At 71.8% G+C, this 14,217-nt stretch carries 12 protein-coding genes and 2 tRNA genes; 11 read left to right on the top strand and 3 right to left on the bottom strand.

From position 1 onward, the window contains the following. The 3 genes from IE311_RS36275 to IE311_RS36265 all read left to right on the top strand — a co-directional run. Positions 1-1,003 (top strand): AIM24 family protein (locus IE311_RS36275; RefSeq protein ID WP_189836170.1); only part of this gene is annotated, 1,003 nt, incomplete at its 5' end. A gap of 14 nt (positions 1,004-1,017) precedes the next feature. Further along, positions 1,018-1,698 carry an AIM24 family protein gene (locus IE311_RS36270; protein WP_189836169.1) on the top strand — a complete coding sequence of 227 codons (681 nt, stop codon included), beginning with the start codon at positions 1,018-1,020 and terminating at the stop codon, positions 1,696-1,698. A 17-nt stretch (positions 1,699-1,715) separates the two neighbouring features. After that, positions 1,716-2,471 (top strand): AIM24 family protein, encoded by a 756-nt coding sequence (locus IE311_RS36265; RefSeq protein WP_189836168.1) that lies wholly within the window; start codon positions 1,716-1,718, stop codon positions 2,469-2,471. A 61-nt stretch (positions 2,472-2,532) separates the two neighbouring features. Here the strand turns inward: IE311_RS36265 and IE311_RS36260 are convergent, their stop codons facing one another. Together IE311_RS36260 and IE311_RS36255 are read right to left on the bottom strand one after the other, a co-directional pair. Continuing rightward, positions 2,533-3,054, bottom strand: coding sequence for an NUDIX hydrolase (locus IE311_RS36260; RefSeq protein WP_189836167.1), 522 nt, complete (start codon positions 3,052-3,054; stop codon positions 2,533-2,535). Continuing rightward, positions 3,051-4,493: a zinc-dependent metalloprotease gene (locus IE311_RS36255; RefSeq protein WP_189836166.1), complete on the bottom strand. Its 1,443-nt coding sequence runs from the start codon at positions 4,491-4,493 to the stop codon at positions 3,051-3,053. The genes IE311_RS36260 and IE311_RS36255 overlap by 4 nt, the downstream gene beginning before the upstream one ends. A 214-nt stretch (positions 4,494-4,707) precedes the next feature. Between IE311_RS36255 and IE311_RS36250 the strand changes: the two genes are divergently transcribed. The 4 genes from IE311_RS36250 (at position 4,708) to IE311_RS36235 (ending at position 8,052) form a co-directional block, all read left to right on the top strand. After that, positions 4,708-5,817, top strand: coding sequence for an SDR family oxidoreductase (locus IE311_RS36250; protein WP_189836165.1), 1,110 nt, complete (start codon positions 4,708-4,710; stop codon positions 5,815-5,817). 172 nt (positions 5,818-5,989) lie between these two features. Further along, the gene (locus IE311_RS36245; protein WP_189836164.1) at positions 5,990-6,451 is read left to right on the top strand and encodes a molybdenum cofactor biosynthesis protein MoaE; all 462 of its coding nucleotides are present in this window, start codon (positions 5,990-5,992) and stop codon (positions 6,449-6,451) included. A 215-nt stretch (positions 6,452-6,666) separates the two neighbouring features. Then, positions 6,667-6,897 (top strand): hypothetical protein, encoded by a 231-nt coding sequence (locus IE311_RS36240; protein ID WP_189836163.1) that lies wholly within the window; start codon positions 6,667-6,669, stop codon positions 6,895-6,897. Between the two features lie 66 nt (positions 6,898-6,963). Then, on the top strand, positions 6,964-8,052 hold the full coding sequence (locus tag IE311_RS36235) for a YlbL family protein (protein WP_189836162.1): 1,089 nt from the start codon (positions 6,964-6,966) through the stop codon (positions 8,050-8,052). A 74-nt stretch (positions 8,053-8,126) separates the two neighbouring features. Here the strand turns inward: IE311_RS36235 and IE311_RS36230 are convergent, their stop codons facing one another. Continuing rightward, the gene (locus IE311_RS36230) at positions 8,127-8,678 is read right to left on the bottom strand and encodes a PPA1309 family protein (protein ID WP_189836161.1); all 552 of its coding nucleotides are present in this window, start codon (positions 8,676-8,678) and stop codon (positions 8,127-8,129) included. 135 nt (positions 8,679-8,813) lie between these two features. On the opposite strand from IE311_RS36230, the gene IE311_RS36225 reads away from it, so the two are divergent. The 4 genes from IE311_RS36225 to IE311_RS36210 all read left to right on the top strand — a co-directional run bounded on the left by IE311_RS36225 (position 8,814) and on the right by IE311_RS36210 (position 14,215). Continuing rightward, positions 8,814-11,717 (top strand): UPF0182 family membrane protein, encoded by a 2,904-nt coding sequence (locus tag IE311_RS36225; RefSeq protein ID WP_189836171.1) that lies wholly within the window; start codon positions 8,814-8,816, stop codon positions 11,715-11,717. Positions 11,718-11,762: 45 nt separating this feature from the next. Next, a tRNA-Met gene (locus IE311_RS36220) sits at positions 11,763-11,836 on the top strand. Between the two features lie 204 nt (positions 11,837-12,040). After that, on the top strand, positions 12,041-14,020 hold the full coding sequence (locus IE311_RS36215; RefSeq protein WP_189836160.1) for a tetratricopeptide repeat protein: 1,980 nt from the start codon (positions 12,041-12,043) through the stop codon (positions 14,018-14,020). 121 nt (positions 14,021-14,141) lie between these two features. Continuing rightward, a tRNA-Met gene (locus IE311_RS36210) sits at positions 14,142-14,215 on the top strand. The last annotated feature ends 2 nt before the right edge of the window (positions 14,216-14,217 follow it).

Raw genomic sequence — 14,217 nt, 5'->3', positions numbered from 1 at the left:
GCCCGCGCCGGCCTTCGGCGCGCCCGCGGCCCCGCAGGCGCCCGTGCCGCCGGCTCCGCCGGTGCACACGGCGCCCACCATGGTGGCGCCCCTGGCGCCCGCCCCGGTTCCGCCGCCCGCACCGGCACCCGCCCCCTACGGGCAGCCGCCGCAGCAGCCCCAGTACGGCCAGGTCCCCGGGCAGCCCCCGGGCCAGTACCCCGGGCAGGTTCCGGGCCAGTACCCCGGCCAGGGCCAGCCGCCGCAGGCACCTCCGTACGGGCAGGCCGCGCCCGCCCCGTACGGGCAGCAGTCCGGGTACGGCCAGCAGCCCGGCGTTCCGGGGGGTGTCCCGGCCACCGGAGCGGGGCTCGCCGCCGCGCTCGCGCCGTACAAGGAGACCGCCACCGGCGCCCGCTGGACCCCGCAGAACCAGCAGCTCATGCGGGTCGACCTGGCCATGGGCGCGACGCCCGTCCTCGCCCGGCAGGGCTCCATGGTCATGTACCAGGGCAAGGTCGACTTCTCCCACAAGGGCGCCGGCTTCACCGGCCGGATCGTCGGCAACGCCACCGGCCAGGAGATGCAGCTCATGCGCTGCACCGGCCGCGGTCAGCTCTTCCTCGCCGAGGACGGTGCCCATCTGCACCCGATCGAGCTCCAGGGCGACGGCATCTGCGTCTCGGCGGAGAACGTCCTCGCGTTCGACGAGACCCTGCAGTACGAGGTGCGGCGCATCGAGGGCCACGGCATCCCCGGCGGCGCCCTGTTCACGATGCAGTTCCAGGGCACCGGCACCGTCGTCGTGAAGACCCACGGCGTTCCCGTGGTGCTGCCCGTCACGCCGACGACCTTCGCCGACTGCAACGCCGTCGTGGCGTGGTCGTCCGCCTCCCAGGTCATCCTCTCCAGCCAGGTGCGGCTCCGCCGCAACGCCTACCCCGGCCACAGCGGAGAGACCGTGAACCTCCAGTTCCGGGGAGCCCCCGGCAACTTCATCGTCGTCCAGCCCTACGAGGTCTGAGGGAGCCCGAAGTCATGAACCAGCAACTCGCGGGCTACGCCCCGACCCCCGTCGCGGCCCGGATGGAGAACCACGGCCGCACCATGCTCAAGGTGGCCATGGCCTCCGGCCAGGACCTCTACGCCCGGACCGGCTCGATGGTCTCCTACGAGGGCTACATCACCTACGAGCCCAACCCGCCCGCCGCCCGCCAGGTCGCCCAGCAGTGGGCCACCGGCGAGGGCGCGCCGATCATGAAGTGCTCCGGCGACGGACTGCTCTACCTCGCCGACTACGGCGCCGACGTCGTCGTGATCAATCTCCAGAACGACTCCCTCTCGGTCAACGGCACCAATCTGCTCGCCTTCGACGCGCACCTCCAGTGGGGCGTCGAGCGGGTCAAGGGGCTCGCCAAGTTCGCCGGCCAGGGCCTGTTCAACGTGGAGATCGCCGGCACCGGCTGGGTCGCGCTGACCTCGCGCGGCACGCCGATCGTCGTCGACTGCGGTCGCGGCGACGACGAGACCTACGTCGACCCCGACGCGCTCGTCGCCTGGTCGCCGGCGCTCAAGGTCAAGGGCAAGCGCAGCTTCAAGGCCTCCTCGCTCATCGGGCGGGGCAGCGGCGAGGCCTACCAGATGGCCTTCTCGGGCCAGGGCATCGTCGTCGTACAGCCGAGCGAGGACAGCACCGACCGCCTTCGGGTCCGGGGCTGAGGGGGAGCGAGAACACCATGCAGAGCCCGCTTTTCAACCACGCGGAACAGCAGAGCCAGGAGCGGTACGTCATCCAGAACCCGCAGCTCCTGCGGGTCAGCCTCACCGGGCAGGACGACATCCTCGCCCGCAAGGGCGCCATGGTCGCGTACCAGGGGCTCGTCGACTTCGACGGCGAGTACCAGACCCCGAGCCAGCGGCGCGCCCGCGCCCGCACCGGCGAGGGCCTCGACCTGATGCGCTGCTCCGGCCAGGGCACGGTCTACTTCGCCAACCTCGCCCAGTACGTCCACGTCGTGGAGGTCGAGCAGGAGGGCCTGACCGTGGACAGCGCCTACGTCCTGGCGCTCGACTCGACCCTCAACACCGAGGTCATCGCGGTCGACAGCCAGTACGGCGTCTCCGGCACCGGCAAGTACCAGCTCAACATCTCCGGCCGCGGCAAGGTCGCCCTGATGACCTCGGGGCAGCCGCTGATGATGCTCGTCACGCCCGACAAGTACGTCAGCGTGGACGCGGACGCGATCGTCGCCTGGTCCACCGGGCTGCGCGTCCAGATGCAGGCACAGACGCACAGCTCCAGCGTCCGCAGCCGCCGCGGCAACACCGGCGAGGGCTGGGAGCTCAGCTTCCTCGGCCAGGGCTTCGCCCTCGTCCAGCCCAGCGAGGTCATGCCCCCGCAGAACGCGGCCATCGGCCAGGGCATCGCCGCCCAGTTCGGCGCGGGACAGCACGGCTCGCACGCCCAGAACCAGAACAACGCCTGGAACTGAACGCGTACGGAAGGTGGCGGTCGCCGAACGGCGACCGCCACCTTCCCGTGTCCGTGTCCCGCTAGAGGCGGGCCAGCGTGCTCTCCAGGAGACGGACCACCGACGTGTCCGCCACGCCCGCCACCTCCTCGTACGCGAACCAGCGCAGGTCCAGCGACTCCTCGCTGATCTGCTCCACCGCACCGGCCGGCGCCAGCGCCGCGTACTGCACGTCCAGATGCCAGTGACAGGGCGCCGGGATGGGATGCCGGTCGAGCCGCACCGGACCGCCCGGCAGCAGGGTCAGCCCCGTGATCCCCGACTCCTCGGTCGCCTCCCGCAGCGCGGCGGCCTCCACCGTCGCGTCGCCCGCCTCGCAGTGGCCACCCATCTGGAGCCACATGCCCAGCTTCTTGTGCAGGGTCAGCAGCACCCGCCCGCGCGGGGGATCGACCACCAGCGCGCTGGAGGTCAGATGCCCGGTCCCACAGGGCTTGTACATGCCGTCCGGATGCGCGGCCAGGTGCTCCAGGTACAGATCACGCAGCTCCGGCTGGTCCTCGTACCCCTTGAGCACGAGGACCGCGTCGTCGTGCAGAGTCACTCCTTGCCGTCCCCGTCCTCGGGGGCATCGCCCTTCGCCGCCTCGCCGAGCATCTTGTCGAGCTCCGAGAAGTCCAGGTGCTCGCGGTGCACGAAGCCGTCCGGGTCGTCCAGGTCGGTCGCCGTCGGCAGCATGTCCGGGTGCTCCCACAGACCGTCACGGCCGTCCACGCCCCGCGCGTCGGTCAGCGAGGCCCACAGGCGCGCCGCGTCCCGCAGCCGCCGCGGACGCAGCTCCAGACCGATCAGCGTCGCGAAGGTCTGCTCGGCGGGACCGCCCGAGGCCCGTCGCCGGCGCAGCGTCTCCCGCAGCGCGTCCGCCGAGGTCAGCCGCGACTTGGCGGCCTCGTGGACCACCGCGTCCACCCAGCCCTCGACCAGCGCGAGCGCCGTCTCCAGGCGGGCCAGAGCGGCCTTCTGCGCCGGGGTGTCCTCCGGCTGGAACATGCCCTGCTGGAGTGCCTCCTGAAGCTGCTCCGGGTGCGTCGGGTCGAGCTGGCCCACCGCCTCCTCCAGCTTCGAGGTGTCGACCTTGATCCCGCGCGCGTACCCCTCGACCGCGCCGAACAGATGCGCGCGCAGCCACGGCACGTGGGCGAAGAGTCGCTGGTGGGCGGCCTCGCGCAGGGCCAGGTAGAGCCGCACCTCCTCGGAGGGCACGCCCAGGTCCTTGCCGAAGGCCTCGATGTTCAGCGGCAGCAGCGCGGCCCGGCCCGCCGGTCCGAGCGGCAGACCGACATCGGTCGAGCCGACGACCTCACCGGCGAGCGCGCCCACGGCCTGCCCGATCTGCTGGCCGAACATGGCGCCGCCCATCGAGCGCATCATGCCGATCAGCGGGCCCGCCATGGCCTGCATCTCCTCCGGCAGGACATCGCCCATCGCCGCGCCGACCCGCTCGGCGACCGGGTCCACGAGCTGCTGCCAGGCCGGGAGCGTCGCCTCGACCCACTCCGCGCGGCTCCACGCCACGGCCGTGCTCGCGCCCGAGGGCAGCGAGGTCACGCCGTCCAGCCACAGATCGGCCAGTCGCACGGCCTCCTGGACCGCCGCCTTCTCCGCCGGGCCCACGCTGGCGTCCTTGGTGCCGTCCGCGGTGCCCTGGGCCACCACCTGGCGCGCGATCTGCTTGGCCATGTCCCAGTTCACGGGACCGCCCTCGTAGCTCAGCATCTGCCCGAGCTGCTGGAAGGCCGCACCCAGATCGTTGGGGTTCAGCGAGCCGAACATCGCCGCGAACGGGTTGTCCGCACCGCCCTGACCGCCCAGCGCGCCCATGCCGGGCAGCCCGCCGAAGCCGAACGGGTTCGCCCCGAAGGGGTTGCCGCCGCCCTGGCCACCGGACCCCTGGCCACCTCCGGCGGGGTCCTTCTTCTTGCCCTCGTCGCCGTTCTCCGGCTCCTCCGGCGGAAGGCCGAATCCGAATGGGGTGTCACTCACAGGTTTCCTCGGCTCGTAGGGCCGCCGGCCTCCTGCCGACGGCGACTGCCCGACCAGGGCCTGTCCAGACAGGCCCCGCACACCACCAGCGTAGACATCCGGGCCGGAAATGGGCTCGGTGCTCCGCCGGGCCGTGCCCTGCGGCAGGATGGACGCCACCTGGTCCGTACGCGTCATCCGTGTACGTACTGAAGACAACCGCTGGAGACGCCCGGTGAGTTCCCCAGATCCACAGGTTCGCGGAGCGCGAAACCACTCAACCCGGTCCGCCGTGCGCGGCCCCGTCGTCGCGGTCACCGGTGCCGCTTCCGGCGTCGGTGACCTGCTGACCAGGCGCCTCGCCGCCTCCGCCGAGATCAAGAAGGTCGTCGCCATCGACGAGCGCCGGGGCGAGGTCGCCGAGGCGCAGTGGCACATCCTCGACGTGCGCGACCCGGCCATCGCCGAGAAGCTGCGCGGCGCGGACGTCGTCGTGCACCTCGCCGTCGATCTCGACCTGGAGACCGACCCCGCCGCCCGAACGGCCTACAACGTGCGCGGCACGCAGACCGTGCTGACCGCGGCGGCGGCGGCCGGCGTCCACCGGGTGGTGCTCTGCACCTCCTCGATGGTCTACGGCGCCCTGCCCGACAACGACATCCCGCTCTCCGAGGACGCCGAGCTCAGGGCCACGGCCGAGGCCACCGGCGTGGGCGACATGCTGGAGATCGAGCGCCTCGGCCGCCGGGCACCCCGCGCCCACCCGGGCCTCAACGTCACCGTCGTCCGCCCGGCCGTCCTCGTCGGCGGTACGGACACGGCGCTGACCCGCTACTTCGAGTCGCCCCGGCTGCTCGTCGTCGCCGGATCCCGGCCCACCTGGCAGTTCTGCCATGTGGAGGACCTGGTGAGCGCTCTGGAGTACGCGGCCCTCGAGAAGGTCGACGGGGAGTTCGCGGTCGGCTGCGAGGGCTGGCTGGAGCAGGAGGAGGTCGAGGAGCTCTCCGGGATCCGCCGCATGGAGCTGCCCTCCGCGGTCGCCCTCGGCGCGGCGGCCAGGCTCCACCGCATCGGGCTCACCCCGTCCCCGGCCGGCGACCTGGCGTACACCATGCACCCCTGGGTGGTGAGCGTCGGACGGCTGCACGACGCCGGGTGGCGGCCGCAGTGGACGAACGAGGAGGTGCTCGCCGCGCTCCTGGAGGAGGTCGAGGGCCGCCACACGGTCGCCGGCCGCCGCCTGGGCCGCAAGGACGCGACGGCGGCGGGCGCGGCCGGTGCCACGGTGGCGCTGCTGGGCACGGCCGCCCTCGTCCGGCAGATGCGCAAGCGGCGCGGGATCTGATCCCGGGAACCGCCGGGGCTCCGGGCCCCGTCGGGCGGCGGAGCCGCGGGGCCGGTCCTCTGCGGGCCGGCCGCCTCCGGCCGCCGGTCTGTAGGACCCTCCTACGGGGGGCTCCGACCGCCGGTCGAAACCGCTATTCCGGGATGTCGCGCGCGTGCGGCACGATGGGCCCATGGCACCCACGCATGACCACCCCGGCGAGCAGGCCGCCGCCGATCCGATCAAGCTCCTCGCGATCCGGGAGACGCCGCTCTCCCTCGACGAGGTCTTCCGGGCGGTCGGGGACGACGCCTCCGGCGGCACGACGCTCTTCGTCGGCACCGTGCGCAACCACGACGGCGGCGCGGACGTCGACGCGCTGGGCTACTCCTGCCACCCCACCGCGGAGGCCGAGCTGCGCCGGGTCGCGGAGAAGGTCGTCGCCGACTATCCGGTCCGGGCGCTGGCCGCCGTGCACCGTGTGGGCGACCTGCGCGTGGGCGACATCGCGGTCGTCGTGGCCGTCTCCTGCCCCCACCGGGGTGAGGCCTTCGAGGCCTCCCGCAAGCTCATCGACGACCTCAAGCACGAGGTCCCCATCTGGAAGCACCAGACCTTCTCGGACGGCACCGAGGAGTGGGTCGGCGCCTGCTGAGACCCGCCACCCCTGGCCTGGGGGTCCCCCCGGCCGAAGGCTGGGGAGGGTCGGCGCCTGCTGAGACCCGCCGTCGGCGCCCTCTCGGACAGCAAGCCGACGCGCCGACAGGGCGTAGCCGAACGCCCGATTTGCGTAACCGCCCCCCAAGCGCGAGCGTTGACCTCACAGATGACACAGTCTGCTGATCAACTCACTGGGGATGGGAGGTCGGGATGGCAGCGCTGGCCTGGTTGCTGATTCCGCTTTTCGCAGTCGTCGGCGCGGCGATATGGGGAAGCTGGGCTTCGAGGAACAAGACCATAGGTGACGTGGCCGAACTCGCCGGATACGCACGCTTCCGGGACGCGATGGAACGCTCCCACGTCACGACCCCCGATTCCGTTCGCGCGGAGCGCGAACCGGCCGCGGCGGCCGCCGGTGTCACCACGTCGCCGACGAGCTGACGCCGGCGCCCTCGTACGGACCCGCCCCACGGGTGCACCCACAGGCGAGTCCCGTACTGTCGTTCCATGCCACGCCGCACCGCGACGATGCTCGCCTCCACCCTGGTCCTGATCTGTCTGCTCATCGCGGGCGTTCTGATCCCGGTGCCGTACGCGGAGATGAGCCCGGGCCCCACGGTCAACACCCTCGGCGACGCCAGGGGAGAGCCGGTCCTGCAGATCTCGGGGCGCAAGACCTACCCGACCGACGGTCACCTCAACATGACGACGGTCCGGGTCACCAGCGCGGACTACAAGATGAACGCCGTCGAGGCCGTCTACGGCTGGCTGGCCCACGACAACGTGGTGGTGCCGCACGACACGCTCTACCCGGACGGCAAGACCGAGGAGCAGTCGAGCCAGGAGAACGCCGAGGAGTTCAGCCAGTCGCAGGAGAGCGCCAAGGTGGCCGCCCTCGACGAGCTGGGGATCCCGTTCGTCTCCCGGGTCGTGGTCGGCTCGGTGATCAAGGGCTCGCCCTCCGAGGGCAAGCTGCACGCCGGTGACGTGATCAAGGCCGTCGACGGGGTGCCGATCGCCAAGCAGGCCGACGTCGCCAAGCAGGTCGTCAAGCGCAAGCCCGGCCAGGACGTGGAGTTCACGATCGTCCCCGCCAAGGAGGCGGCCGCCGCGGAGAAGGCGCGCAAGGAGCCGACCGTCACCCGGAAGGTCGTCATCACGACCACCACCTCGGAGGAGGGCGACCGCGCCGTCGTCGGCATCCAGGCCGGCACCGACCACGTCTTCCCGTTCACGATCGACATCAACCTGGCCGACGTCGGGGGCCCCAGCGCCGGTCTGATGTTCGCCCTCGGCATCGTCGACAAGCTCACCCCGGAGAGCCTCACCGGCGGCCGGTTCGTCGCCGGCACCGGCACCATCGACGACGCGGGCAAGGTCGGCCCGATCGGCGGCATCGAGATGAAGCTGGTCGGCGCGCGCAACGCCGGCGCCGAGTACTTCCTCACCCCGGCCGACAACTGCGAGGCCGCCGCTTCGGACACCCCCGACGGGCTCACGCTCGTCAAGGTCGACACCATCGACGACGCCACGAAGTCCCTGGAGAAGCTCCGCAAGGGCGACACGAAGTCGCTGCCGAGCTGCTCGAAGAGCTGATCACGCGCGCGTGGACGTGAGAGGGGCTCCCGGTCGGGTCGACCGGGAGCCCCTGCTGCGAGGTGGAGCGGGAGTCAGGACTCGAAGGTCGCCGACAGGGCCTCGGCGAGGCCCGGCACCAGATCGGGGCCGGTCAGGACCTCGGTCGTGGTGTCCTTCTCGCGCAGCCGGATCGCCGCCTCGCGCGCGCCGCCGCGCAGCACGGCCACGGTCATCCGCACCTCCTGGCGGTCCGGGTGGGCGGCGACCCACTTGGCGAGCTGCTTCTCGTTCAGGCCCTGCGGGACCTGGGCCTCCGCCGAGGGGGGCAGCATCAGCCGCTCCACCGTCATGGCGCAGCCGGCCACGCCGGCGGGCCAGGCGATGGTGCCGAGGAATTCGTCGAGGGGCTTCCCGCGCGGCAGCTTGTCCTGCTCGATCGGGGTGTAGGCGGTGGCGTCGTCACCCAGGCCCAGCTGGGAGGCGAGCGCGGGTTCCTTGGCGCGCAGCCGTGCGGTGTCGACCAGGGCGAAGAGACGGGCCGGCTGGTCCCAGCCGAGGCCCGCCGCGTACTCGTCGATCTCGAGCACAGCGCGGGTGAGGGGGCTCGCGGCCATGGCCGGGCCGGAGGGGGAAACGTTGGACATGACCAACATCCTGCCTCCTCTTCCCCTGAACACGGGAACTAGGTAAAGCCTCAGTAAGTTGCATCAGTGGGCTCTACGATCGCGGGGCCTGCTTTCAGACGCATCAACATCGAGGGGCGCACGTTGGCTTTCCAGATGCCGGACCGCGGCGGTAGCCCGTCCGGGCCGAGGACGAGAGTCGGCCGGCCGTCCCGGCGGGCCCGAACCCTGCTCATGACACTCGGGGTGCTGGCCGTTCTGGCCATGGCGTTCGTGATGTTCGCCGGGTTCTGGACGGACTGGCTCTGGTACCGCTCGGTCGACTACTCGTCCGTGTTCACCACCACGCTCTGGACCAAGATCGGCCTCTTCGCCGTCTTCGGTCTGCTGATGGGGCTCGCCGTCGGCCTGAACATCTGGCTGGCGTACCGGCTGCGGCCGCCGCTCAGCGCGATGTCGCTGGAGCAGCAGAGCCTCGACCGTTACCGGATGGGCCTCGCCCCGTTCAAGAAGTGGGTGCTGCTCGCGGTCACCGCCCTGGTGGCGCTGATCGCCGGCGCGTCGGCCTCCGGCCAGTGGCGCACCTGGCTGATGTGGGTCAACGGCGTGAAGTTCGGCCAGAAGGACCCGCAGTTCGGGCTCGATGTGGCGTTCTACGCCTTCGACCTGCCCTGGTACCGCTTCCTCCTCGCCTTCGGCTTCGCCGCCGCCGTCCTGTCGCTGATCGCCGCCGCGCTCACGCACTACCTGTACGGCGGGCTGCGGATCACCAGCCCGGGCGCGCGTGCCACTGCCGCGGCCACCGGGCACCTCTCGGTGCTGCTGGGCGTCTTCGTGTCGCTCAAGGCCGTGGCGTACTGGCTCGACCGGTACGGCCTGGCCGTGAAGTCCAGCGACTTCAAGGCCACCGGCAACTGGACGGGTCTGCGGTACGTCGACGCCAACGCCTACCTGCCGGCGAAGACCATCCTGTTCTGCATCGCCGCGATCTGCGCCGTGCTGTTCTTCGCGACGCTCTGGCGCCGCACCTGGCAGCTCCCGGTGATCGGCTTCGGTCTGATGGTGCTCTCCGCGATCCTGATCGGCGGCCTGTACCCGGCCATCGTGCAGAAGTTCCAGGTCCAGCCGAACGAGCAGGCCAAGGAAGCGCCGTACATCCAGAAGAACATCGACGCGACCCGCAAGGCGTACGCGATCGACGGGACGAAGCCCGAGAACTACTCGGGCAAGTCGACGGTGAAGGCCAAGGACCAGCTGCGCACGGACGCCGACTCGGCGGCCAGCTACCGCGTCCTCGACCCCAACATCGTCTCGCCGACGTTCCAGCAGCTGGAGCAGAAGCGGAAGTACTACCAGTTCCCGACGACCCTGGACGTCGACCGTTACGCGGGCAAGGACACCGTCGTCGGTCTGCGTGAGCTCAACATCAAGGGCATTCCGAAGCGGAACTGGATCAACGACCACTTCACGTACACCCACGGCTATGGCGCGATCATGGCCGCGGGTACGCAGACGGACGCCAACGGCTCCCCGATCTTCACCGAGGCCGGCCTGCCGACCACGGGGATGCTCGGCCCGTACCAGCAGCGGATCTACTACGGCGAGAAGACCGACCAGTACTCGATCGTGGGCGGCCCGCAGAAGGAGCTGGACTACGAGGAGAACGGCGAGAAGACCACCAGCTACGAGGGCAAGAGCGGGGTCAACCTCTCCAACACCTTCAACCGCGCCGCGTACGCGGTGGCCTTCAGCGAGCCGCAGATCCTCTACTCGGGGGCCATCGGCGAGGGCTCGCGGATCCTCTACAACCGCACGCCCAAGGAGCGCGTCGAGGCGGTCGCCCCGTGGCTGACCATCGACGGCGACGCCTACCCGGCGGTCGTGAACGGCAAGATCCAGTGGATCATCGACGCCTACACGACGACCAACGGCTACCCGTACGCCTCGCGCACCACGCTCGGCGACACCACGGCCGACTCGCTGACCGTCGGCAACCAGCAGCGCGCGGTCGTCGCCCAGCAGAACCAGGTCAACTACATCCGCAACTCGGTGAAGGCCACCGTCGACGCCTACGACGGCACGGTGAGCCTCTACCAGTGGGACACCCAGGACCCGGTCCTGAAGACCTGGATGAAGGCGTTCCCCGGCACGGTCAAGGCCAAGACCGAGATCAACGCCGACCTGATGAAGCACCTGCGCTACCCGCAGGACATGTTCAAGGTCCAGCGCGAGCTGCTGACCCGCTACCACGTCACCGACCCCGCGCAGTTCTACAGCGGCTCGGACGCCTGGCAGGTGCCGGACGACCCGACCAACAAGGACGGCAACGCGGTCCCGCCGTACTACCTGAGCATGAAGATGCCCGGGGACACGGCGCAGCGCTTCTCGCTGACGACGACGTTCACGCCGAACGGGCGGCCCAACCTGGGCGGCTTCATGGCGGTCGACGCCGACGCCACCAGCAAGGAGTACGGCCGGCTGAGACTGCTGCGGGTCACCGAGGACGTACCGGGCCCGGCCCAGGTGCAGAGCAAGCTCAACGGCCTGCCCTCCGTGGCCACCTTCGTCCGGGACATGAAGGGCGCCGACTCCGACATCCAGTACGGCAACCTGCTGACCGTCCCGCTCGACGGCGGGTTCCTGTACGTGGAGCCGGTGTACGCCCAGGGGCGGAACGCGCTCTACCCGCTCCTGAAGAAGGTCGCGGTGTCGTACGTGGACGCGGACCAGCCGGACGGTGACACGACCAAGGACACGACAGTGTTCGAGGACAACCTCACCAAGGCGCTCAACGCGGTCTTCGGGGTGGAGGCGCCCACCACGCCGCCGCCGACCTCGCCGACGACCCCGCCGGGCACCACCAACCCGCCGCCGGCTTCGAACGACGCCGCGCTCAAGCAGGCCATCTCCGACGCGCAGAAGGCCTACGACGAGGGCGAGGCGGCCCTGGCGAAGGGCGACTGGACCGCGTACGGCAAGGCCCAGGAGGACCTCCAGGCGGCTCTCCAGCGGGCGGCCGAGGCGGGGGCGAAGCTCAAGACGACGGGATCAAGCGGCTGACCTGAGGTTTTCCATCCCGCGACCGTGATACTGTTGGTTCACCGACGCGGGGTGGAGCAGCTCGGTAGCTCGCTGGGCTCATAACCCAGAGGTCGCAGGTTCAAATCCTGTCCCCGCTACTCAGAGGACGAGGGCCCGGATCCATAAGGATCCGGGCCCTCGTCGTGTGTCGGCGTGCGCGGGGGGCTCGAAGAGCGGTAGGGAAGGGGCGAGTTGGCGTGAGTCGTGTTTGACTTGTCTCTCTGTGGGCATGTCGACAAAACGCTGAGTGACCTCACTGGCTGCGGTATACCAGGTGTGCTCGGGTTGCGGGTGGTGCGACGATGGTATTTATGGGGGACAGGGCAACTCTGTTGGAGACAGGGCGGTTTGTGCAGCGGCACGCCAGGAACGCCGCAGACGAGATCATCGAGGCAGTAGGGGCCGTCGATGCGGCCGTCGACACCACCGCCGAGACCGATGCCGACACCGAGAACGAGACCGAGACCGAGGCCCGCCACCGGCGAGCCGCCGAGCGCGGCGACCTCGCCTCGATGAGCGCCCTCGGTGCGCTGCTGCTGCGCCGCGGAGACCTGGACGGCGCCGAGCCCTATCTGCGCGGAGCCACCGCCGAGGGCGACCGCGCCGCCGCCAACAACCTCGGGGTCCTGCTGCACCAGCGCGGCTACGCCGAAGAGGCCGCCGGCTGGTGGCGGGTCGCCGCCGTCGCGGGCTCCGCGCCCGCCGCCCACGCCCTCGGCCGTCACCACCGCGAGCGCGGCGACGAGCCCGCCGCCGAGTACTGGCTGCGCCAGGCCGCCGAACAGGGCCACGCCCTCGGCGCGTACGCCCTCGCCGACCTCCTGGAGCACCGCAGCGACGTCGGCGCCGAGCGCTGGCTGCGCGCCGCCGCCGAGCAGGGCCACCGCGAGGCCGCGTACCGGCTCGCCCTGGCCCTGGAGCGCCGCGGCACCGAGACGACCCGCGGCCCCCACGACACCGGCACCCGGCTGCGGGTCCCCGGCACCGGCGCCGCCGTGCCCACCGGCGCGGCCGCCGCGGCCGCGCTGACCGCGGCGGCGGCGGCCGGGCTCGCCGTCGGCGAGCCCGGGGGAGAGCCGACCGAGGCCGAGCAGTGGTTCCGGCAGGCCGCCGCGCGCGGCCACCGGCGGGCCGCGCTCCACCTCGGCGCGATCCTGGAGCACCGGGGGGAGCTCAAGGAGGCCGGCCGCTGGTACCTCAGCTCCGCCAAGGAGGGCGAGGCCAAGGCCGCCTGTGCGCTCGGCTTCCTCCTCCGCGACGCGGGCGACGAGGAGAGCGCCGCCGTGTGGTGGCTGCGCGCCGCCCAGGACGGCGACGGCAACGCCGCCAACGCCCTCGGCGCGCTGCACGCGGCCCGGGGCGAGCAGCAGACCGCCGAGCGCTGGTACCGGGCCGCCATGGACGCCGGCGATGTGAACGGCGCCTACAACCTCGGGCTGCTCTGCGCGGCCCAGGACCGCATCCCGCAGGCCGAGCAGTGGTACCGCAGGGCCGCCTACGCGGGCCACCGCGAGGCCGCCAACGCGCTCGCCGTGCTGCTCCTCCAGGCCGGTGACGCCAACGGCGCCGAGCCCTGGTTCTCCAAGGCCGCCGAGGCGGGCAGCGTGGACGCCGCCTTCAACCTGGGCATCCTCCACGCGGGCCGTGACGAGGACCGTACGGCCCTCGTCTGGTACGAGCGGGCCGCGGCCGCCGGGCACACCGAGGCCGCCCTCCAGGTGGGCATCGCCGCCCTCCGGGACGGCGACGAGCGGACCGCCGAGCGGCACCTGCGCTGCGCCGCCGGCGGCGGCAGCGCCGAGGCCGCCTTCCGGCTCGCCTCGGTGCTCGACGCACGCCGGCCCGACCCCGGTCCCGCCGTCCTCGGCGCGCCCCGGGAGGAGAAGACCGAGTGCGAGGAGTGGTACGAGCGGGCCGCCCAGCAGGGGCACCGGCGCGCCCAGGTGCGGGTCGGCATGCTCGCCGCCGGGCGCGGCGACCTGGCCGAGGCCGACCGCTGGTACCGCGAGGCGGCCGAGGCCGGCAGCCGCAACGGCGCCTTCAACCTCGGGCTGCTCCTCGCCCGCGAGGGCAGTGAGCGCGAGGCCGCCCTCTGGTGGACCCGGGCCGCCCGGGCCGGCCACGGTCGCGCCGCGCTCCGGCTCGCTCTGCTCGCGGCCCGCCGCGGGGAGCTGACCGAGGGGCGCCACTGGTGCGCCCGCGCGGTGGAGTTGGGCCCGGCGGAGGTCGCCGAGCGCGCGGCCCGGCTGAGCGAGGCGCTGCACCAGGAGCTCACGGCCTAGGTGGTGGCAGGTCCGGAGCTTCCGGATCTCGCCCCGCCCCGGGCTCCGCCCGGGCCCGCCCGGCCCCGTCTTAATGGATTTGCGCTGGTCGAGGGGCGTCCCGTAGAGTCGTGTTTACCGACGCGGGGTGGAGCAGCTCGGTAGCTCGCTGGGCTCATAACCCAGAGGTCGCAGGTTCAAATCCTGTCCCCGCTACT

The organism is Streptomyces zaomyceticus (assembly GCF_014656215.1).
In the GTDB taxonomy this organism is placed as follows: domain Bacteria; phylum Actinomycetota; class Actinomycetes; order Streptomycetales; family Streptomycetaceae; genus Streptomyces; species Streptomyces zaomyceticus.
This window is presented reverse-complemented; position numbering and strand designations above follow the sequence as displayed.

Excerpts from the sequence above, each read along its gene's own strand:
- IE311_RS36270 (WP_189836169.1), top strand. The coding sequence starts at position 1,018 with ATGAACCAGCAACTCGCGGGCTACGCCCCGACCCCCGTCGCGGCCCGG.
- IE311_RS36265 (WP_189836168.1), top strand. The coding sequence starts at position 1,716 with ATGCAGAGCCCGCTTTTCAACCACGCGGAACAGCAGAGCCAGGAGCGG.
- IE311_RS36245 (WP_189836164.1), top strand. The coding sequence starts at position 5,990 with ATGGCACCCACGCATGACCACCCCGGCGAGCAGGCCGCCGCCGATCCG.
- IE311_RS36240 (WP_189836163.1), top strand. The coding sequence starts at position 6,667 with ATGGCAGCGCTGGCCTGGTTGCTGATTCCGCTTTTCGCAGTCGTCGGC.
- IE311_RS36235 (WP_189836162.1), top strand. The coding sequence starts at position 6,964 with ATGCCACGCCGCACCGCGACGATGCTCGCCTCCACCCTGGTCCTGATC.
- IE311_RS36230 (WP_189836161.1), bottom strand. The coding sequence starts at position 8,678 with ATGTCCAACGTTTCCCCCTCCGGCCCGGCCATGGCCGCGAGCCCCCTC.
- IE311_RS36225 (WP_189836171.1), top strand. The coding sequence starts at position 8,814 with ATGCCGGACCGCGGCGGTAGCCCGTCCGGGCCGAGGACGAGAGTCGGC.
- IE311_RS36215 (WP_189836160.1), top strand. The coding sequence starts at position 12,041 with ATGGTATTTATGGGGGACAGGGCAACTCTGTTGGAGACAGGGCGGTTT.